The 16,690-nt window shown below is 45.5% G+C and carries 18 protein-coding genes; 6 read left to right on the forward strand and 12 right to left on the reverse strand.

Annotated features, from left to right (window positions below; genetic code table 11):
• Positions 1 to 105: 105 nt before the first annotated feature.
• Positions 106 to 918 (reverse strand): ABC transporter ATP-binding protein, encoded by an 813-nt coding sequence (locus QUA88_RS15895; RefSeq protein WP_333053582.1) that lies wholly within the window; start codon positions 916 to 918, stop codon positions 106 to 108.
• 202 nt (positions 919 to 1,120) lie between these two features.
• Between QUA88_RS15895 and QUA88_RS15900 the strand changes: the two genes are divergently transcribed.
• Complete coding sequence (locus tag QUA88_RS15900; RefSeq protein ID WP_333272567.1) at positions 1,121 to 1,894, forward strand: Uma2 family endonuclease; 774 nt, start codon at positions 1,121 to 1,123, stop codon at positions 1,892 to 1,894.
• Positions 1,895 to 1,966: 72 nt separating this feature from the next.
• Positions 1,967 to 3,835 (forward strand): tetratricopeptide repeat protein, encoded by a 1,869-nt coding sequence (locus tag QUA88_RS15905; RefSeq protein WP_333208914.1) that lies wholly within the window; start codon positions 1,967 to 1,969, stop codon positions 3,833 to 3,835.
• A gap of 417 nt (positions 3,836 to 4,252) precedes the next feature.
• On the opposite strand, the gene QUA88_RS15910 is transcribed toward QUA88_RS15905, so the two are convergent.
• Positions 4,253 to 4,888, reverse strand: coding sequence for a L,D-transpeptidase (locus QUA88_RS15910; protein WP_333272570.1), 636 nt, complete (start codon positions 4,886 to 4,888; stop codon positions 4,253 to 4,255).
• Positions 4,889 to 5,701: 813 nt separating this feature from the next.
• Here QUA88_RS15910 and QUA88_RS15915 point away from each other — a divergent pair.
• Together QUA88_RS15915 and QUA88_RS15920 are read left to right on the forward strand one after the other, a co-directional pair.
• Positions 5,702 to 6,202, forward strand: coding sequence for an autotransporter (locus QUA88_RS15915; protein ID WP_333053578.1), 501 nt, complete (start codon positions 5,702 to 5,704; stop codon positions 6,200 to 6,202).
• Positions 6,203 to 6,514: 312 nt separating this feature from the next.
• Positions 6,515 to 7,861, forward strand: a complete 1,347-nt coding sequence (locus tag QUA88_RS15920; RefSeq protein WP_333208916.1) for a sorbosone dehydrogenase family protein — start codon at positions 6,515 to 6,517, stop codon at positions 7,859 to 7,861.
• A gap of 86 nt (positions 7,862 to 7,947) precedes the next feature.
• On the opposite strand, the gene QUA88_RS15925 is transcribed toward QUA88_RS15920, so the two are convergent.
• The 7 genes from QUA88_RS15925 to QUA88_RS15955 form a co-directional block, all read right to left on the reverse strand.
• A complete protein-coding gene (locus QUA88_RS15925) occupies positions 7,948 to 8,382 on the reverse strand; it encodes a DUF6575 domain-containing protein (protein WP_333053576.1) in 435 nt (144 codons plus the stop codon).
• 81 nt (positions 8,383 to 8,463) lie between these two features.
• Positions 8,464 to 8,910 carry a hypothetical protein gene (locus tag QUA88_RS15930; RefSeq protein ID WP_333053575.1) on the reverse strand — a complete coding sequence of 149 codons (447 nt, stop codon included), beginning with the start codon at positions 8,908 to 8,910 and terminating at the stop codon, positions 8,464 to 8,466.
• Positions 8,911 to 9,031: 121 nt separating this feature from the next.
• On the reverse strand, positions 9,032 to 9,598 hold the full coding sequence (locus QUA88_RS15935) for a DUF924 family protein (protein ID WP_333053574.1): 567 nt from the start codon (positions 9,596 to 9,598) through the stop codon (positions 9,032 to 9,034).
• 143 nt (positions 9,599 to 9,741) lie between these two features.
• A complete protein-coding gene (locus QUA88_RS15940) occupies positions 9,742 to 10,098 on the reverse strand; it encodes a peptidoglycan-binding domain-containing protein (protein WP_333053573.1) in 357 nt (118 codons plus the stop codon).
• A 202-nt stretch (positions 10,099 to 10,300) separates the two neighbouring features.
• Positions 10,301 to 10,744 carry a peptidoglycan-binding domain-containing protein gene (locus tag QUA88_RS15945; protein ID WP_333053572.1) on the reverse strand — a complete coding sequence of 148 codons (444 nt, stop codon included), beginning with the start codon at positions 10,742 to 10,744 and terminating at the stop codon, positions 10,301 to 10,303.
• 128 nt (positions 10,745 to 10,872) lie between these two features.
• Positions 10,873 to 11,511 carry a ThiF family adenylyltransferase gene (locus QUA88_RS15950; protein ID WP_333053571.1) on the reverse strand — a complete coding sequence of 213 codons (639 nt, stop codon included), beginning with the start codon at positions 11,509 to 11,511 and terminating at the stop codon, positions 10,873 to 10,875.
• A gap of 12 nt (positions 11,512 to 11,523) precedes the next feature.
• On the reverse strand, positions 11,524 to 12,351 hold the full coding sequence (locus QUA88_RS15955) for a hypothetical protein (RefSeq protein ID WP_333272576.1): 828 nt from the start codon (positions 12,349 to 12,351) through the stop codon (positions 11,524 to 11,526).
• Between the two features lie 269 nt (positions 12,352 to 12,620).
• On the opposite strand from QUA88_RS15955, the gene QUA88_RS15960 reads away from it, so the two are divergent.
• The gene (locus QUA88_RS15960) at positions 12,621 to 13,013 is read left to right on the forward strand and encodes a DUF4189 domain-containing protein (protein ID WP_333053569.1); all 393 of its coding nucleotides are present in this window, start codon (positions 12,621 to 12,623) and stop codon (positions 13,011 to 13,013) included.
• A 143-nt stretch (positions 13,014 to 13,156) separates the two neighbouring features.
• Here QUA88_RS15960 and QUA88_RS15965 read toward each other — a convergent pair whose 3' ends face one another.
• Entirely contained in the window at positions 13,157 to 13,498 is a 342-nt protein-coding gene (locus QUA88_RS15965) for a hypothetical protein (protein ID WP_333149124.1), read from the reverse strand.
• Positions 13,499 to 13,960: 462 nt separating this feature from the next.
• Here QUA88_RS15965 and QUA88_RS15970 point away from each other — a divergent pair, with 462 nt between their 5' ends.
• A complete protein-coding gene (locus QUA88_RS15970) occupies positions 13,961 to 14,215 on the forward strand; it encodes a DUF433 domain-containing protein (protein WP_333232552.1) in 255 nt (84 codons plus the stop codon).
• A gap of 303 nt (positions 14,216 to 14,518) precedes the next feature.
• Here the strand turns inward: QUA88_RS15970 and QUA88_RS15975 are convergent, their stop codons facing one another.
• Entirely contained in the window at positions 14,519 to 14,977 is a 459-nt protein-coding gene (locus QUA88_RS15975; protein WP_333232555.1) for a DIP1984 family protein, read from the reverse strand.
• A 218-nt stretch (positions 14,978 to 15,195) separates the two neighbouring features.
• A complete protein-coding gene (locus QUA88_RS15980; RefSeq protein WP_333272580.1) occupies positions 15,196 to 16,635 on the reverse strand; it encodes a hypothetical protein in 1,440 nt (479 codons plus the stop codon).
• Positions 16,636 to 16,690: the final 55 nt, after the last annotated feature.

The following is a 16,690-nucleotide window of genomic DNA, read 5'->3' on the forward strand; positions in this document are numbered from 1 at the left end:
TATTTTGTTGATAACAAGACAAGAGTGAAAATAAGTTAAGAGTTGGGATTCAATCAACTTTCAGCAAAACTTTTCATTATATCATAAAATTATTTTGCAAGAGGTCTATTTTTCATCTCCCAAATAAGCCTCAATCACAGCGGGGTCATTCCTGACAATAGCAGGCTCGCCCAAGGCAATAAGCTGACCGAAATGCAAGACGGCAATGCGATCGCACAATCCCATAACTAGCGGTACATGATGCTCGATCAATATTACAGTTAAATTGAATTGTTGGCGCACTTCTCGGATAAATTCGCTTAATTTGTGCTTTTCATTGGGATTCATCCCCGCTGCTGGTTCATCTAACAGCAATATTTGCGGTTCTAGGGCTAAAGCGCGGGCAATTTCTAAGCGCCTCTGGTCGCCGTAGGGCAAGTTTTTCGCTTGTTCGCCCGCGCGATCGCCCAATCCGACTAAATCAAGCAATTCTAAGGCTTTTCGCTGGGTTTTGCGTTCCATTGCGTTAGATGCTGGCAAGCCGAAAATCCCCGCCAGCACCGCTAAAACTGGATTGCCCGATCGACTGTGGATGTGTCGGGCGATCGCTACATTTTCCACAGCAGAAAGTTCCCCAAATAACCGGATATTTTGAAAAGTTCTGGCAATACCTTTATTAGCAATTTGATAAGGCTTCAATTGGGAAATATTTTCATTTTGATAAATCAGGTTGCCACTAGAAGCAGGTATCAGTCCAGTCATGAGATTAAATAGAGTTGTCTTGCCCGCGCCGTTAGGGCCGATTAATCCAAAAATCTCGTTTTTTTCAACTGTAAAAGATACGTTGTTTACAGCAATTAAGCCGCCAAAGCGACGGGTTAATCCTTGTGCTTCTAAGATGGAATTGCTTTTTGAGATGGTAACAGTTTCTGAAATCACAAAAAACTCGATAAAATCTGCAATCTAATTATGCCTCACATTTGTATTTTAATAAATAGCCTCCCGCTTGAAAATCATTTACTGATTACCAATTATCCATGATTAATTACTAGGCATCTAGCTGATTCAACGGAAAACCGCTATAATATTACAATTGCCGTACCGCTTCAATCTCCTCAAGCCGTCTCGCCTGGGTAATCTTATGACGATGTACGTACCGGATTCGCAGCCTTCGCAAACAAAAGTCCTCCCTACGATGTATGATTTACCCAGTGAAGACCCGGAGGAACCCGGTTTGCCTGACGAATTCCACGAGTTTCAACCGGAACTGCTGCGTTTAACCTGCCGCCCCGCTAACCATCCGCCAGAACAAATATTTATAGCGACAGACCTCAATCTCTACTACGATTCTAACCATCTCAATTGGTACAAAAGACCTGATTGGTTTGTCGTCTTGGGGGTTCCGAGATTTTATCGAGGTGACGAATTGCGCCTCAGCTACGTGATGTGGCAAGAAAATGTCAGTCCTCTGGTAGTAGTGGAACTGCTGTCACCTGGAACTGAAGAGGAGGATTTAGGAATCACAGAAGAAGCACCAAATAAACCGCCTACTAAGTGCCGAGTTTACGAACAGATTTTGGAGATTCCTTACTACTTTGTTTTCAGTCGGTACAACAATCAACTGAGAGTATTTCGTTTGATTGGCAATCGTTACCGCGAACAAGTTTTAACCGAGCCGCGATTCTGGATACCGGAATTAGAATTAGGTATAGGTTTGTGGGAAGGTTGTTATCAAGGTTGTTCGAGATTGTGGCTGCGTTGGTACGATGTCAGTGGCGATTGGGTTCTGACTCCAGAGGAGTTTGAAAGGCAGCGAGCTGAATTAGAAAGTCAGCGAGCTGAATTAGAAAGTCAGCGAGCAAACCGATTAGCCGATCGACTGCGAGCAATGGGCATTAATCCAGATGAGCTGTAAAATTAAATAGCAGCATGAAATGGTGCAAGCTGCAAGCGCTGTCCATAAAAACTTATTAACTAAAAATAAATTATGCCAGACTCTACCTCACTGCGCGATCGCTACCTAGCACTAATCGACAAAATTGTCGAAATCACCCTCAAAGGTCAAATTCGCTCCAAAGAACAAGTTTATCAAATGCTGGTGCAAGACATTAGCACCGGTACTGGCGAAATATTTGAACGCTGTTTCGGCGAACGCCTTGATGCAGCCGAAAATCAACTCAGAAATGAAAAAGACGAAATCAAACAAGCAAAGGCAAATCGCAGCCTCAGAGCTCTCAAAACCATCCAAGGAGAATGGGAACGCTGGCAGAAAGATAACCGCGTCGATCGCGCAATTGCATCCTCAATCCAACAAATCGTTAGTGCTGAATCTAATGCCCGCCTCCTGGCATTATTGCAAGTAATCGATCCGAATAAAGAACATCCGCTGACTCTCGCTCAATTGCAGCAATTGGCAAAATCTCTGCACCAACAAATGCTGCAAACTGCCAATCCCGAAACCGAACAAGATTTGCAGCAAATCACCGCCGGCATCGCTAAAGGTTTAGAATCTTGGCAGCGTTTGGAACCGGAACTTGTGGGCTGGATTTATCAGCCGCAGCAGCTAGGATTTGCCGGTAGTCCAGAACAAAATGGGCCTTGGGCTTTTTGGGCTAAAAAAGTTAACAGTCCCTTTCCCCAGGCTCTTTTAAATACTATTGCCCTCGGTGAATCTGTAGTTCAATTCGCAGCCCAGCAATCGAATTTAGATTTAGGCATATTGGTGGAAGTGGCGATTATTTTGCAGTGCTTGCAGCGGGCGTTGGCGACATGGTTTGACAAGCAAGTTTACGATTCCAAAGTGTCAACAAAAGCTTCAATTTCTACTTACATTACTTTTGCGGTAATTTGGAGTCAGCTAGCTAGTGGATTTAATAATTCTACCAAGAGCGGGGAACAGTTGGCAAATGCTTGTTTTCAAGTAACTTTGCAAATTTTGCGCGCTTTTTCTCAGCGGGAATATTTTCCGCTTTACGGGGGGATTTTTGCTTCGTTTGATGGTAAAGCTCTGCGTCATACTTTGGATTATTTAGATGAACCGCTGCGGCGAGTTGAAGGCACTCAAGCGAAAGCTCGGATTCTGACGCTTTTGGGTTATTCGATGCAGGCGGCTGGGGCCTATGAGCGATCGCTCTTGCTGCACAAGCAAGCGCTGGAAATTGCCCGTACCGAAGGAGACAAAGCTTGCGAAGTTGCCAATCTCAATCACATCAGCCGCAACTATGTTGCTCAAAAAAATTATCAGGAAGCGATTAATTACAGCCAGCGGGCTTTAATTATGGCACGACAAACGGGAGAGCGACAAGGCGAGGCAAATGCTCTGGCTAATTTGGGTTACAGCGAAGTGTTTCAAGCGCGGCAGTTGGAGGAGGTGGAACCGGAGGTTTATGAGAGTGCGATCGGTTATTTGGAACAAGGTTTGTTGCTATCGGAAAAATTGGGCGATCGCCAAAGTCAAGCTTTTTGTTCCAGCAGTCTCGGTATTGCTAAAATCGCCCTGGAAAATGCTGAAGCTGCGATCGAATATTTGCTCAAAGGTTGGCAAGCGGCTCAATTTTCAGGGGATTTATATTTGCAAGGTCTGAATTTGGCTTACTTGGCTCAAGCTTATTACAGAATCAACTCACTAGAAAAAGCGATATTTGCAGGCAGTTTAGGAATGTATACTTTGGAGCAAATTGGTGCGATGGAGTGGCGTCAATCGGCTGGTTTGTTGACCATTTTGCAGGGTCAAATGGGGGCGGAATCTTTTAAACAAGCTTTGGCTAAAAGTCGAGCGAATATCATTCCGGCGATCGGTGTTGATGGCTACGATTACATCCCGGAGTTGCTGGAAAAATACCAGCAATCTATTTAATATTATGTCCGATCGATTAACCATAATATCCCGGCGGGGCGGGTTTTTGAGATTGTCAATTATTGGCAGATATTGTTGTTGAACCCGCCCCTACCTGATTTCGGGCGAAGCGAAGCGGAGGGAATCGACCGGACATGATATAACTCTTTGTTGTGGAACAGGCCGGAAAGCCTCTTGCTGACAGAGGTTTAAGGTGTAAGTTCTAACTCGCCGAAAATCACCATTATCAATTAGTATTTCATGGGCGGGCTCTCCTGCCCAACCCCTACTCCCCACAAGAAAATTGAATTTTTGTGGAACAGGCATCTTGCCTGTATTGAATTTTTGTGGAACAGGCATCTTGCCTGTATTGAATTTTTGTGGAACAGGCATCTTGCCTGTTCCTAGATATTTTGATGCACCCCAAACTCCAAATAATTAATGCTCAACTATCACCGGTGTGCCAACGGCGACTTTCTCAAATAAAGCCTGTGCGTCTTTATCAAACATTCTGACGCAGCCGTGAGAAGCCGCCCCCCCGATCGACTCTGGATTCGGAGTGCCATGAAAACCAATCACATTCTTGCCATCCGTCCAAAACCCCATCCACCTACTTCCTAATGGATTGTCTGGCCCAGCAGGAATAAGTTCTCCTGTCCAAGGATTTTGCCAAACTGGATCTTTGATCATTTGCATAACTTTAAAATTGCCCGTAGGAGTTTCCCACCCGCCTTTTCCCACAGCAACCGGGAAACTGGTTTGCACCTTATTTTGTCGGTAAACATAGACGCGGCGTTCTCGCAATTTCAGCACTAAACGCACTTCCTCAATAGGATTTACCGCAGGCTGTGGTTCCTGGGGAATGTAACGAAATGGTTCTCCCAAGGGAGGCAGTTCTGGGGTTCCGAGATTCGGCAACTGTGTCTCGGAGGTGGGCCGCTGCGCTGCGATCGCACTATTGCTTGAATTAGCCACCACTTCGGCAGTCGTCTGCTGCTGTATGCCGACCGACAGCGAGGCTGCACTCAAGCTCAGTACAATTAACTTGTTAAACAAAAATTTGCTCTTCACCATTGTTTTCTTCGCTAAACTCCTCACCAGCATTTCCTACAAAGTTCCGATCTAATTATCCGCCAACCGCACCCGATCCGAAAAATTTTGAGATGCTTTTTGACCAAGAATTTCAAAGGTGGTACCCGCCACGTGATTTATCCGTGGAATCAATCCCCAATCCCAAATCCTTGCATCCTCAAGCCCCCGGATTTATCTCGCGCAAGTCAATCGAAAATCTCAAATTTAAAATCTAAAATCGAATGACGGCAACTGCGCTGTACAGTTTTTAGTTGAAATTCCACCACTGATAACTGGTAACTCAACACAAAGCTTAGGCAATAATACCAAAACCACAAGGTTTTTATAAGTGGCTCAGTGGAGTTACGCAATAGAATGTCGTGAGAAAACCCGGTTTATGCGTAAATATTGCCAGAAAATGATTAGATTTTACCTCCGACTAATTAGATTTTTTAGCAATGACCGACTGGGGATCGAGTATTCAAACTATGGCGCTGCTGTATCCGGCAATCACAATCTGTCTTTGGGTAGAGTTCTCCCCCAGCAACAGTTAGGTGGGCGGAAAAAAACGGCAACGGTCGATCGAATAAACTCAATATATCACGGCAACACTCTAGAGATGCAAACCGCTGAACTTGTTGTAAATCGGGAACTTATGATGTAAAATTTAGTCTTTCAATACTTGTTCGATAATCTTTTTTTGAGATTGTCATAAATTTCCTACTTTGGGGATTAAACTGGATTAGGTATAGAGGTTGGGACTTTCGTGCAGCGGAAGCAAACCCGACCCTGAATAGCAGTTAATGTGAGGTTTCAATGCGTCTTCAGAACATCAAATTATTGACAGGTGCAACACTGTCGGTGGTAATTTCGGCGGTCTCAGTACATCCTGCGATGGCTAACCCTGCAACTCAAATAGCCCAAACGCAGACCACCACAACAGCAAACACTACAACCATTGTCGGTTTTGTCAAAAGTATTGTCGGCGACGTAGTAACTATTCGCGAAGAAAGCGCGCCGTACAGGACTCTCAGGGTTCAAAGATGCGTCCTGAGAATTATTGGCTTAGTACCGGGAATGAAAGTCAGAGCCACCGTCGCCGGATCTCAGATCCAAAATATCGCGGTGATCCCCGATTATAAGGTGGTAGCCACAACGGTTGCTCGTCCCGCAACCCCAGCACCGGCACCGCGTCCGGCTCCAGAACCCCCACCGCGTCCGGCTCCTCGTCCGGCTCCGGCTCCGGCTCCTCGTCCGGCTCCCCGTCCAATTCCGGCTCCGGCTCCCCGTCCGGCTCCTGTGAGAGGACTTTGGTAGAGCTAGGTTATACGATTTTAGATTTTAGATTTTAGATTGAAGATTGAAGATTGGGAATGACAATCAAGCAATTTGATCCGGGGCCCCCGGATTAATTCGTGGGATTGCTTTCTTCAATCTAAAATCTAAAATAGCAAATCTAAAATCGATTGACTGATGAAGATCAAGGTTTGGAACACGGGCCTACACTTGCATTCTTTTTGGCAACTGGTATCAGTACATGGAATTAAGCCACCGCGCCGGCGGTGGCTTAGCTGTTGAATAGCAGTTAGAATAATAGAATTGTCCAGCAATTGTGGAGAAATCGCTGCTATGTATTACCTGCGTTTCTTGCTGCTAATTCTGCTGTTGCCGATGATTGCGTGCGATCGAGCTACAGATGCGAGATCCCCTGCTGTGGGCGACAACAGCCCCGTCTCGCAAATTCCCTCCCGTGCACCGCTGACAAATGTTGGGACAAATCAAATTGTACCGACCAAACCGCTGTCGCCGCAGCCAATCCGTATTGTTGCAACTGCTTTGCCGCAGCCAGGAGCCAGCGACAGCGCCTCAAAACCTCCTCAAGTAATACCGATTCCCGCATCGCCAGTGCTGCGAGTGCCTCCTGGCTTTGTCGTCAACGTTTTTGCTGACAATTTAGACGCTCCCCGATGGCTGGCTTTGACGCCGACAGGCGATGTTTTGGTCACAGAAACCAGGCAGAATCGGATTACACTGTTGCGCGATGCCAACCGCGACGGGGTTGCTGAGGTTCGCAAAACTTTTGCCAGTGTCCAAAACGGGTTAAATATTCCCTTTGGCATGGCTTTTGCCGATCGCTATTTTTTCCTCGGAAATACCGCTGAAGTCCGCCGATTTCCCTACACAAAAGGGCAGGAACAATTGACAGGTACCGGTCAAAAAATTGCTGATTTACCGGGCGGCGGCTACAACCAACACTGGACGCGAAATGTTGTCGTTTCCCCCGACAATAGCAAGCTTTTCGTCTCAGTTGGATCGCAGTCTAATGCCGATGTCGAACCGCTGCCGAGGGCGTCTGTTCAAGTGATGAATTTGGACGGCAAGAACCAACAAATTTTTGCTTCTGGGTTGCGAAATCCGGTGGGATTGGATTTTCACCCAAAAACCAATCAACTCTACACGACAGTCAACGAACGCGACGGTTTGGGAGATGATTTGGTGCCGGATTACTTGACAAGAATTCGTCAAGGCGAGTTTTACGGCTGGCCTTACACTTATTTTAAGCCGAATTTGCTCGACCCGCGCCACGCCAGAAACGGCAATAGCGATCGACCTGATTTAGCGGCTAAAACATTAATGCCAGACGTGCTGTTTCAGGCGCACTCGGCGGCTTTGGGGCTTCAGTTTTACGACGGCAAAACGTTTCCCAAAAGATTTCTCAACGGCGCATTTGTGGCGTTTCGCGGCAGTTGGAACCGGAACTCTGGAACTGGTTATAAAATCGTGTTTGTACCTTTTAATGCGGCGAACGGACGCCCTCAAGGTTATTATGAGGATTTTCTGACTGGTTTTCTCACAGATCCGTCTGGCCCTAAAACTTGGGGGAGGCCGGTTGGTTTGCTGGTTTTACCGGACGGGAGTTTGCTGTTTACTGAGGAAGCGAATAACCGGATTTATCGAGTGCAGTATCGCGGCTGACGATTGGGCGATGGATTAGATCCTGACTTCTTCAAGAAGTCGGGGCTCGGGTTTTTTAGTCAGCTTCAAACCTTGCTAAGTTGAGATTAGCCGGAAATTTTTTGAAAAATTAATAACCTATCTTCTTCCGCAGTTTCGCGATTTAAATCAGACAGTTCGTAATAGGAATCTGTTTCTGGCAAGTAGATTGCCGGTAAATTATCAGGCAGAATTAAATAAGTGTTTTTTACCTGTAAATCATTGTCTATATCTAATGAATATAGAAATCCGTCAACAGGATTTACAATTAACTCGTGCAATGAAACTTGTCCCTCTATGTAAAGCTTGAGAGTTAGTTGTGCAACTCTGAAAACCAACCAGCGATTGTACAAATTATCTACATCGCACCAAGAATAAAGATAGCTATCGCCGTATTCATTCTCAAAAAGCGATAGTAGCGGGCCGTCGAAATACTCTAAATTGACTATGCTTCTGAGAGTTAGAGGAAATTTACTTAGTTTAAATCCGATTAATTGTTCCACTTTTTTTAGCTTATAAGAAACTAAATCAAAGGATAACCAGTCAAAATTACATTGTGACCTAAGAATTTATCTTCATGGTGGTCAGTATTTTAGCGTTTCCTTGACTCCGAGTTTGCTTGGCTCAAAGATAGAGACCATTTGACAGAATTTATGGAATACAGTGTAATACTCTTCCCCCCTATCAAGATCGTGCCAAAATCTTTGGTTGTGCATTGCTTCTCTTGCATAATAGCCAAAGGTGTACAGTGCAATTTCCTTTTTCATTATCCCAGACATAATCATAAAGTAAATCTCTTCCAAAAAGCAGATAAATACCTCTTTTTCCTGTTTTGTGACTGATGTGCTGCTATATCTATCTTGCAAAAGCTCACAGACTTTCTGGATTGACTCGTTCTCATCGAATCTTTGGCTCATCTCATGAAATTTCTCATATCTACGTATCCTATTGAGATCTACGAACTCAAGAATGCCTTTCACAAAAGCTAGGATTCCTATTAGTCCACCAATAGCTTCAATAAAGTTTTTCATGATTATATATCAAGTGGGAAGAGATGATAATTATTCCGTATTATACTGATGATCGGCAAAAAAGTCATGGTGGGGTTCACCAGTATTTATACTGATCGCAAAAAAGTTTTACGATCGCCCTTTAAAATCCCGAACCGGGTTGTCTCAGAAATTCCGCTTCTTCCGGGGTTGTTTCGCGTCCGAGAATTTCATTGCGGTGGGGAAATCTCCCAAAACGCTCGATTATTTCCAAATGATTCTGCGCGTATTCAATGACTGAATCGCTGTCTGGTTCGCCGCTGAGTTGGCGAAATAGTTTGACAGATTTTTGCTGGTTTTCTAAGTTTTCGCTGTGTTCAAAAGGCAGATAAATAAACGATTTTTGTACAGTCAGCAATTCGCGATCGAATTTATTATTAACAGCGTATTCGGCGGTGGCTAAAGCTTTGTTGTCTGTGGCGAATGCTTGGGGCGTTCCGCGAAACATATTGCGCGGAAATTGATCGAGCAGTATAATTAATGCGAGGCAGTTGTCGGGGGAATCTTGCCATGAGTCGAGTTTACCGGAGGCGGCTAGTTCGTATTGCGGCAGAAATCGCGCTCGCACTTGGGCATCAAAATCCGCATCTTTTTCAAACCATTTCTTGTGGACTTTGCCAAACTCAGGAGAGTGCGATCGACCAAACCAAAAATCTAAAACTTCATTCATTAGCAATCTAGTATGCGATTGATTGTTGATTAAAGCTTCTGTGTCTGTAGTTGCACAAAATGCGCTATCTGTCCAACTACAAACCGCAGCGATTAATGATTAGCAATGATGACTTAGGAACTTTTGTTGTCCGGTGCTTAAAGTTACAAACTAGCAAACAGTCTGTCCCAAGTTTGGCCTCCCACAACTCCGTCTACAGGAATATGAGCTTGCCGCTGAAATCTTTTCACTGCATTTTCGGTTGTCGGACCGAAAACGCCATCAATTGCGATCGGGTATCGGGACAAGCCCCGCGCGTTCAACAACTTTTGCAGTTTCTTCACATCGTGCCCTTTCGAGCCGCATTTTAAAATCCTTTTATGGTGTTTCACTGCTGGTCGATGGCAATCATCAGTGTAGCAAACTGCGGAACCCGCTGCATAGTTGGCTCTACTTGTGCCCGTCAAAACTAATAGGGCGAGAACTGCTAGTAAATAATAAAAAGTCTGTGATCCTGCCATATTTTCCCTGTTAATTTTTCATTCGAGCGACCAAACCAAAAATCTAAAACTTCATTCATTAGCAATCTAGTATGCGATGGATTGTTGATTAAAGTTCCTGTGTCTGTAGTTGCACAAAATGCGCTATCTGTGCAACTACAAACCGCAGCGATTAATGATTAGCAATGATGACTTAGGAACTTTTGTTGTCCGGTGCTTAAAGTTACGAACTAGCAAACAGTCTGTCCCAAGTTTGGCCTCCCACAACTCCGTCTACAGGAATATGAGCTTGCCGCTGAAATTTCTTCACTGCTGCGAGAGTTGTCGGGCCGAACACGCCATCAACTACGATCGGGTGTGGGGACAAGCCCCGCGCGTTCAACAACTTTTGCAGTTTCTTCACATCTGCCCCTCTCGATCCGTGTTTTAAAATCCTTTTATGGGGTCTGACTTCTGGTTCGTTGCAATCATTAGTGGGGCAAATTGTGCTGCCCGCTGTATAGTTTGCTGCATTGGCGCCAGTCAAAACTAATAAGCCCAGAACTGCTACTAAATAATAAAAAGTCTGCTGCTTAGGCTTAGGCGGAGGCGGAGGCGGAGGCGGAGGAGGGGGCGGTTTTGGCTTGCATTCTAGTGAAATAGTACCAGTACAAACTTGTTCGGACATACTTTCCCTGTTAATTTTCTCAAGCGTATGTTGTAGGTTTGACGATCTCTTTCGAGGGTGAGAAACCGGGTTTCTGAGATGGAGGCATCCAATCTTGACCGAGTTTCTGGCAACAGTCAACCGACATTCTACAATATAAGTGGCTTTACTGCAAAATCTCCGATCGTGCAAGTTAAATTTTGTTGCTCTTTGGTAGCAGCAAAGGTAACAATTACTTCGCAGGCAACTGCAACTGTCAGCATTACCAAGTTTCGCGCCAGCGGGTAATCGCAAACGTCATCATTCGCGGCTGAAGGAACCCGATAGTGTTGGTTCCAAATTATTTCCGAGTAATCTGCAGCTAATCCGACGTGCACGCAGGGAAGGGAGGCACTCGCACAGTAATCCTTGACTGCTTGTCGCCCGACACTGTTATCAAAAGTATCGATGACTGTGGCGCTGACAGCAAGCAGCCGATCGACATTTGCGGGCGTCAATTCTTTTGAGTGCGCGTCAATGCTGACTCCCAAAGCGCGGTAGAGGTTGTTGGCGAGAATTTTGGCTTTGAATGCGCCGATGTCCGATCGATAATAGGGTTGAGTGGAAAGGTTGCGCTCTTCGATGCGATCGCGATCGATGACTTTTAACTGGCAAAAGCCCGATCGCGCCAGACTTTCTGTAATATTCGCACCCAAAGCGCCCGCCCCGCACACCGTTACCGGGAAATTTTTTATCTGCGACATCACGGCGGCACTTCTGTAAAGTTGTTCGTGAAAAAATATACTCATGGTAATCAAGAATTATCGATTTTCGACGACTCCAACCAATGAATGCAAGTCGAAGTCTTTGTCCAATCCGCTGAGACAAATCCCCGCACTCATAACTGTCAAGTCATTTTTGGCGATCGCAGAAGTGTGATGTTCTCCGGTTCCGCTAGTCCATTCAACTAGCCAATAATTTTCGCGATCTAAAAAATCCCGCAATTCACCGCCGCCCATTTTCAATGCCCCCTGCAAGCGCTTTTCTTCCCGCACTTTTGGATCGAAATCTTTAATATTTCGGGAAACCAATTCGTAAACAGTTCGCATTTCCGGAGTCATCCCTTTAAAGCGAACTTCTTGAGGCAAAATCAACTTTTTTAAAGCTGCTTTCAACTTCTCAGACGGCAGCGGATCGGCGCGCCTGTCAATCTCTTCAAACCACAAACAATCACCGTCCCAGCGCGCAACAATCGGCTCAAACTGCGAACCTTCTGTTACTAAATGCACTGGTACGGGTTTCGCAAGATCCGTGCGCTGTTTAGCATCAGATTCGTTAACAGGATAAGCCAGCCACGTTTGCCCTTGCAGCACGTAAGCCAAGTGCAAGCGAACGGATACGAGCAGTTGCAAATACTCTGCCACTTGCGGCAAACTCGGCTCCTCAATTACCGCAGCAACTTTCTCATTAATCGGCCTAAAAATAGCCCATCCTTCAAAGTTTTGTGGCTGCGGTACAAAAGTATAAACCATTGAGCTAACTCTTATCCGCACGCTTCCCCCACGCACGCAAGGAGCCAGAAATTGGGTATCGAGTAGGTGCGCTTCTTGGGCAGCGAGTTGGCTGATAATTTTGCGGATATCTGCCACTGAATTGACCTCCTTCATCTTACAGGACTTACGCATAGGGAATCAGAAACCGGGTTTTTTACAAAAATATTTCGTTCCCGCCCGCCGATTCGCTAAAAAACCCGGTTTCTAGGCATCGGAATGGGTAAGTCCTGTCTTAACTTTTTTACCTAACACACTTTTAAATTAAATAAATATAAAGATTCATCAATACTGTTGACGCGAATCAATACCCTAATATAATATTGAGCGAACCTCCCAATTTAACCTTGTAGATATATCGCGTAAATATGCTGCAAAAGCTTTTTTCTAAGTGGGTTGTAGTCACAGCTTTGACACTTCCTCTTTTTGGCTCAGTCCAGGTAGCTAAAGCTCAGGACAGCTATGGAGCTACTGCTTATTCTCCGACTTCTGACGCCACTGGTATTAGTTGGGATCATGCTACGGAGAAAGAAGCACTAAACGCAGCAGTAGCCGCTTGCAATGAACAAAGCGGAGGTGCTAACGACTGCGAACCGCTGACATCTAATAGTAATAATTGTGGAGCGATCGCCGTAGGCAAAGGAGGAGCAGGTGCGGGCTGGGGCGACGATAAAGCCGCAGCAGAAGCTCAAGCTCTCGCGGGTTGCAGCGAACTAGAGGGCGGCAGTTGTAAAGTGCAGCTTTCAGCTTGCAACAACTAATTAAACTGATAAAAATCGGTGGAAGAGGTGTATATATTGGCTGCTAAAACAGCTTAAAAAATAGTAAATGTATGGTGTGCATTGCACACCATACCAAATACAACTCAGCTAAAATTAGGGTACGCAATGCACACCCTACGCAGTTAATCTCCTACTTCGGAAGTAACTGCATCTGGTGGCAGCAAACTTTCTAATCTATCTTTAGACCAATATTCAGTAGGGTAAGCGAGTGCAATAATATCAGAGAGTCGAATCAGCCACGTAACTTGTCCGTAAGCATCGATATTTTCCGCCTGTTCGTTAGGGGGAACTATCACCAAAAGTTCCGCAAACTCCCCGAACAAATTAATCGGGATGCCGCCGAAACTGCTATTATTTGTTTTAATCCAAACTTTACTGCCTCGATCGAGAGCTTCTTGCAGTCGCTGGGAGAGCAAACTGGATTTTTTGACCTGGGATTTTTTGGCTTTCGACTTTTTTCCCATAGTTTTAAGAAGTTAAAGTAGTTGTATTGTGGGTTGCACTGTGGATGGCACAGTCCGTTAGACAGTGGGTTGAGATTTAGTGCGATCCTCTTAGTTGGCGTAGCCCCCGTAGGGGCGGGCTTGGCTAACGCGGTTCGGTATTGAAACGGACTGAAGGAAAAAGGGATCTCGCCCCGTCGCTACCCCATTAGTCTAGTCTATAAGAAAGTGCTGTACTGCGATCGTAATAACAATTTAATCGCAAAATCGCGAAATGACACCAGTTCCCAAAAAATGCGACTCTAGCCAAGCTTCAAACCCTTAATTCATCAGTGATTCCCAATCTAAAATCTAAAATCTAAAATCTAACATGGTATGACCTGCGGTGGCACTGTTACAAAGTCAGTCAACGAGGCCCGTGTTTCTACTGTGCCCAAATACTGTATAATCGGCGGAATCTTCCCCAATCGTTTAAGTAAAACAATGGACTGGCGAAAGCTCATTCATCCAAACCCGAAAGCTTCAACAAGTCAACCAGCAGCACCAGAAACTCGATTGTCTGTAGAATTTTTGCTAGGGCTCTTTGCTGCGGGATGGACTCAACAGCAGGTGTTAGAAAAATATCCCGCACTGACTTCGGAAAAGTTACGCGCTGCTTTGGCTGCTGCGGATTCCCACTTAGTCTCAGCCATCGCTAATCCAGAGTTACTAGAAATTATCGATCGAATTAGAGAATAATTTAAAATAGGGAAAACGCTTTCGGTTGAGGATGAAAAAAATCGAAATTTTAACCGCCTCACAGCCTTCTGGAATTCCCAATACTTTTTGCAATTGAGCAAGAAACCCCTAACCCACCCTCACCAATATCAATAGACCAGCACGCGGTAGTAACTTTAACAATGCCCTGTACGTTTGTAACAATCAAGGCTTGATTTGTGATACGGGGTTTGAACCCGCTTGGTTATGGCCTCTCAACCGTACCGTCCAACTTAACCCTGTTGGGGGTTGTGCTCGCTTCTATTGCATTGGCTACCAACTTGCTCAATCGATAAGTTCAGTATTCCAGTTTGCTTGCTGTATTTTAGTATCTAACTCCCTATACTGTCTAGACATTCGATCGATTTGCGTTTGCAGTTCACCAACGTCGATCGTACTAAAAAATTTGACTTCCGATCGAGTATAGCGGTCTTGCCTCAAAGCGCTTGCGTCAACTAAAGAATTGTAAATGCCGCGCTTAAGCGCGAGAGCATCTCTGTTAGCTAAAGCATCCGATAAAGTCAATCCATATTCCAGAGTTGTCAGCGAATTAGTCTTGTTAATTTTCTTAATTAAGTCTTCCAGTTCTTGCACCCCTGCATCTAATTCGCTAATTAGTGCTTGGGGATTTTCTGGAGGTTCTTCTCCTTCCTGTACTTTAGCACTTCTTATCAATCTGGCTCGCAGTTGTTCCATTCTTTTTTGACAGTCAGCTCTTAAAATTAAAGCTTCAGCTAGTTTCATAGTGTCTTGTCCTTCAGATCCGTGCCAATTTTAACTATATAAGTAGATTGCGATTTACCGTTGGGTGGGGGCGGGTTTACGAGATTGTCGATTATCGGCAATTATTGTCTGTGAACCCGCCCCTACAATACCGGGAATTAGATTGTAACGGAGCGCTCCAACTTGATATTACAGCCGCTTGAGACTAAGAAATAAGGTCGCAGCGTGCACCCTACATTTTACTTGTCATTCCTTACCGGCAGCGACGTATCCAGAATTTCCATCAACAATTCCAGCCGCGAAGGACGGCTCAACATCGGCACTAAATTCGGTAAGGAGTAATAATCACCCGCAAACGTAAAGGTTTCCACCGATACTTGTTTGTCCTTCAATTGCTTCTGGACATATTCGCACCAAGAACCAACTCGCACAATCACAACATCAGGAATTACCCCCAAACTGCGACAGTAATTCTGATAAGCATCTGCAAAATAAGGTGCAGCGTTTTCGCCTTCATCTGTTACCATAATGAATTGCTCGACAACCTGCTTTTTAATTCGCATTGCTTCCACCGCGCAACCGCAACTTGTGCCGCCGCCACCGCGAATGTGCTTGAAAGCCCGTTCCCAGTCTGTCAATTCGCTGCCGTTTGCTTGCACTGGATACGGCATCGTGTCAAAGGCATAAACGAACAGTGCAGCCTCGGAAATGCCGGAAATCAAAGCAGCCAGACGCTTCCCAACTTCGATCGCACTTTCCATCGAACCCGACTTGTCAATCAACAAACCGGTTGCTTTCGCAATCTTGCCGCGCTTCTTCACCTGTTCGTTTGTCACTGCTTCCAGCTTCGCCGCCGTTGCTGCGTCGAAGTTCGCGCCCGCGCCCGCAACACTCGCTTTGTAAGCCGAAACCCGATCGCACTTCGCCGCTTCATCCAGCTTGGAATCAATCAACTGCTTGACTTCCGGGTGATCCATCGCGCCGCGCGACTGAATCGATTTCAAATTGTTGATGACTTCCTGGGGCGACATCGAGTTAATCAGCGCCGCCAAAACTGTTGGCGTTAGCTGTCCGATCGCACCAACTGCGATCGTATACGGAATCTTGTACTCAACAATCAAATTCGCCTGTTCCGCAGGTGTCGCCGCCTTTGCTAACTGCTTCAAAACGAATGCCAGAGAGTCTTCCGGCGGATTGTCTTTAAACAGAATAGCATTAGCGCGATCGCTCGGCTTGACGTGCAGCGTTGCGTACAAATGCTTCATCGCCTTGCGGTTGCGGATGGCGGCGCGATCGAAAAACTGTGCATTCTTTTCCCGCGATTTCAGATAGCGAGTGACAGCAGTGCGCGCACTGCGGGGCACCTTATTCTGATGCTGTTTCATAAAGTCCACAATCCGCGAAACCTCGTAGGGAGGGAACTCTTGCAGCATCATAAAACCGGCATCTCGGTGTTCCGTCAGCGCCGAAGTTAGCAAATTTCCGGCAAAAACTTCCTTGTGATCGCGCACGTCGCCGTGGCGTTGATACCACACTGCTAAATGACCGTAAAAAATCGGATCTAATTCGATAATTAACTTGTGAATTTCTGCTACTTTTTCTAATTGGCGGTGAGGAGTTGTGAGGAGACTGTTGAGCATTTCCAAACGCAAATCGCGCTCTAATACATTCATATTCATTGCTGTCACCTAATATTTTGCACCTATCGCCTTAGTCCGCCAGGGATTGAAATCC

This window comes from Microcoleus sp. D3_18_C2, assembly GCF_036702395.1.
In the GTDB taxonomy this organism is placed as follows: Bacteria; Cyanobacteriota; Cyanobacteriia; order Cyanobacteriales; family Microcoleaceae; genus Microcoleus.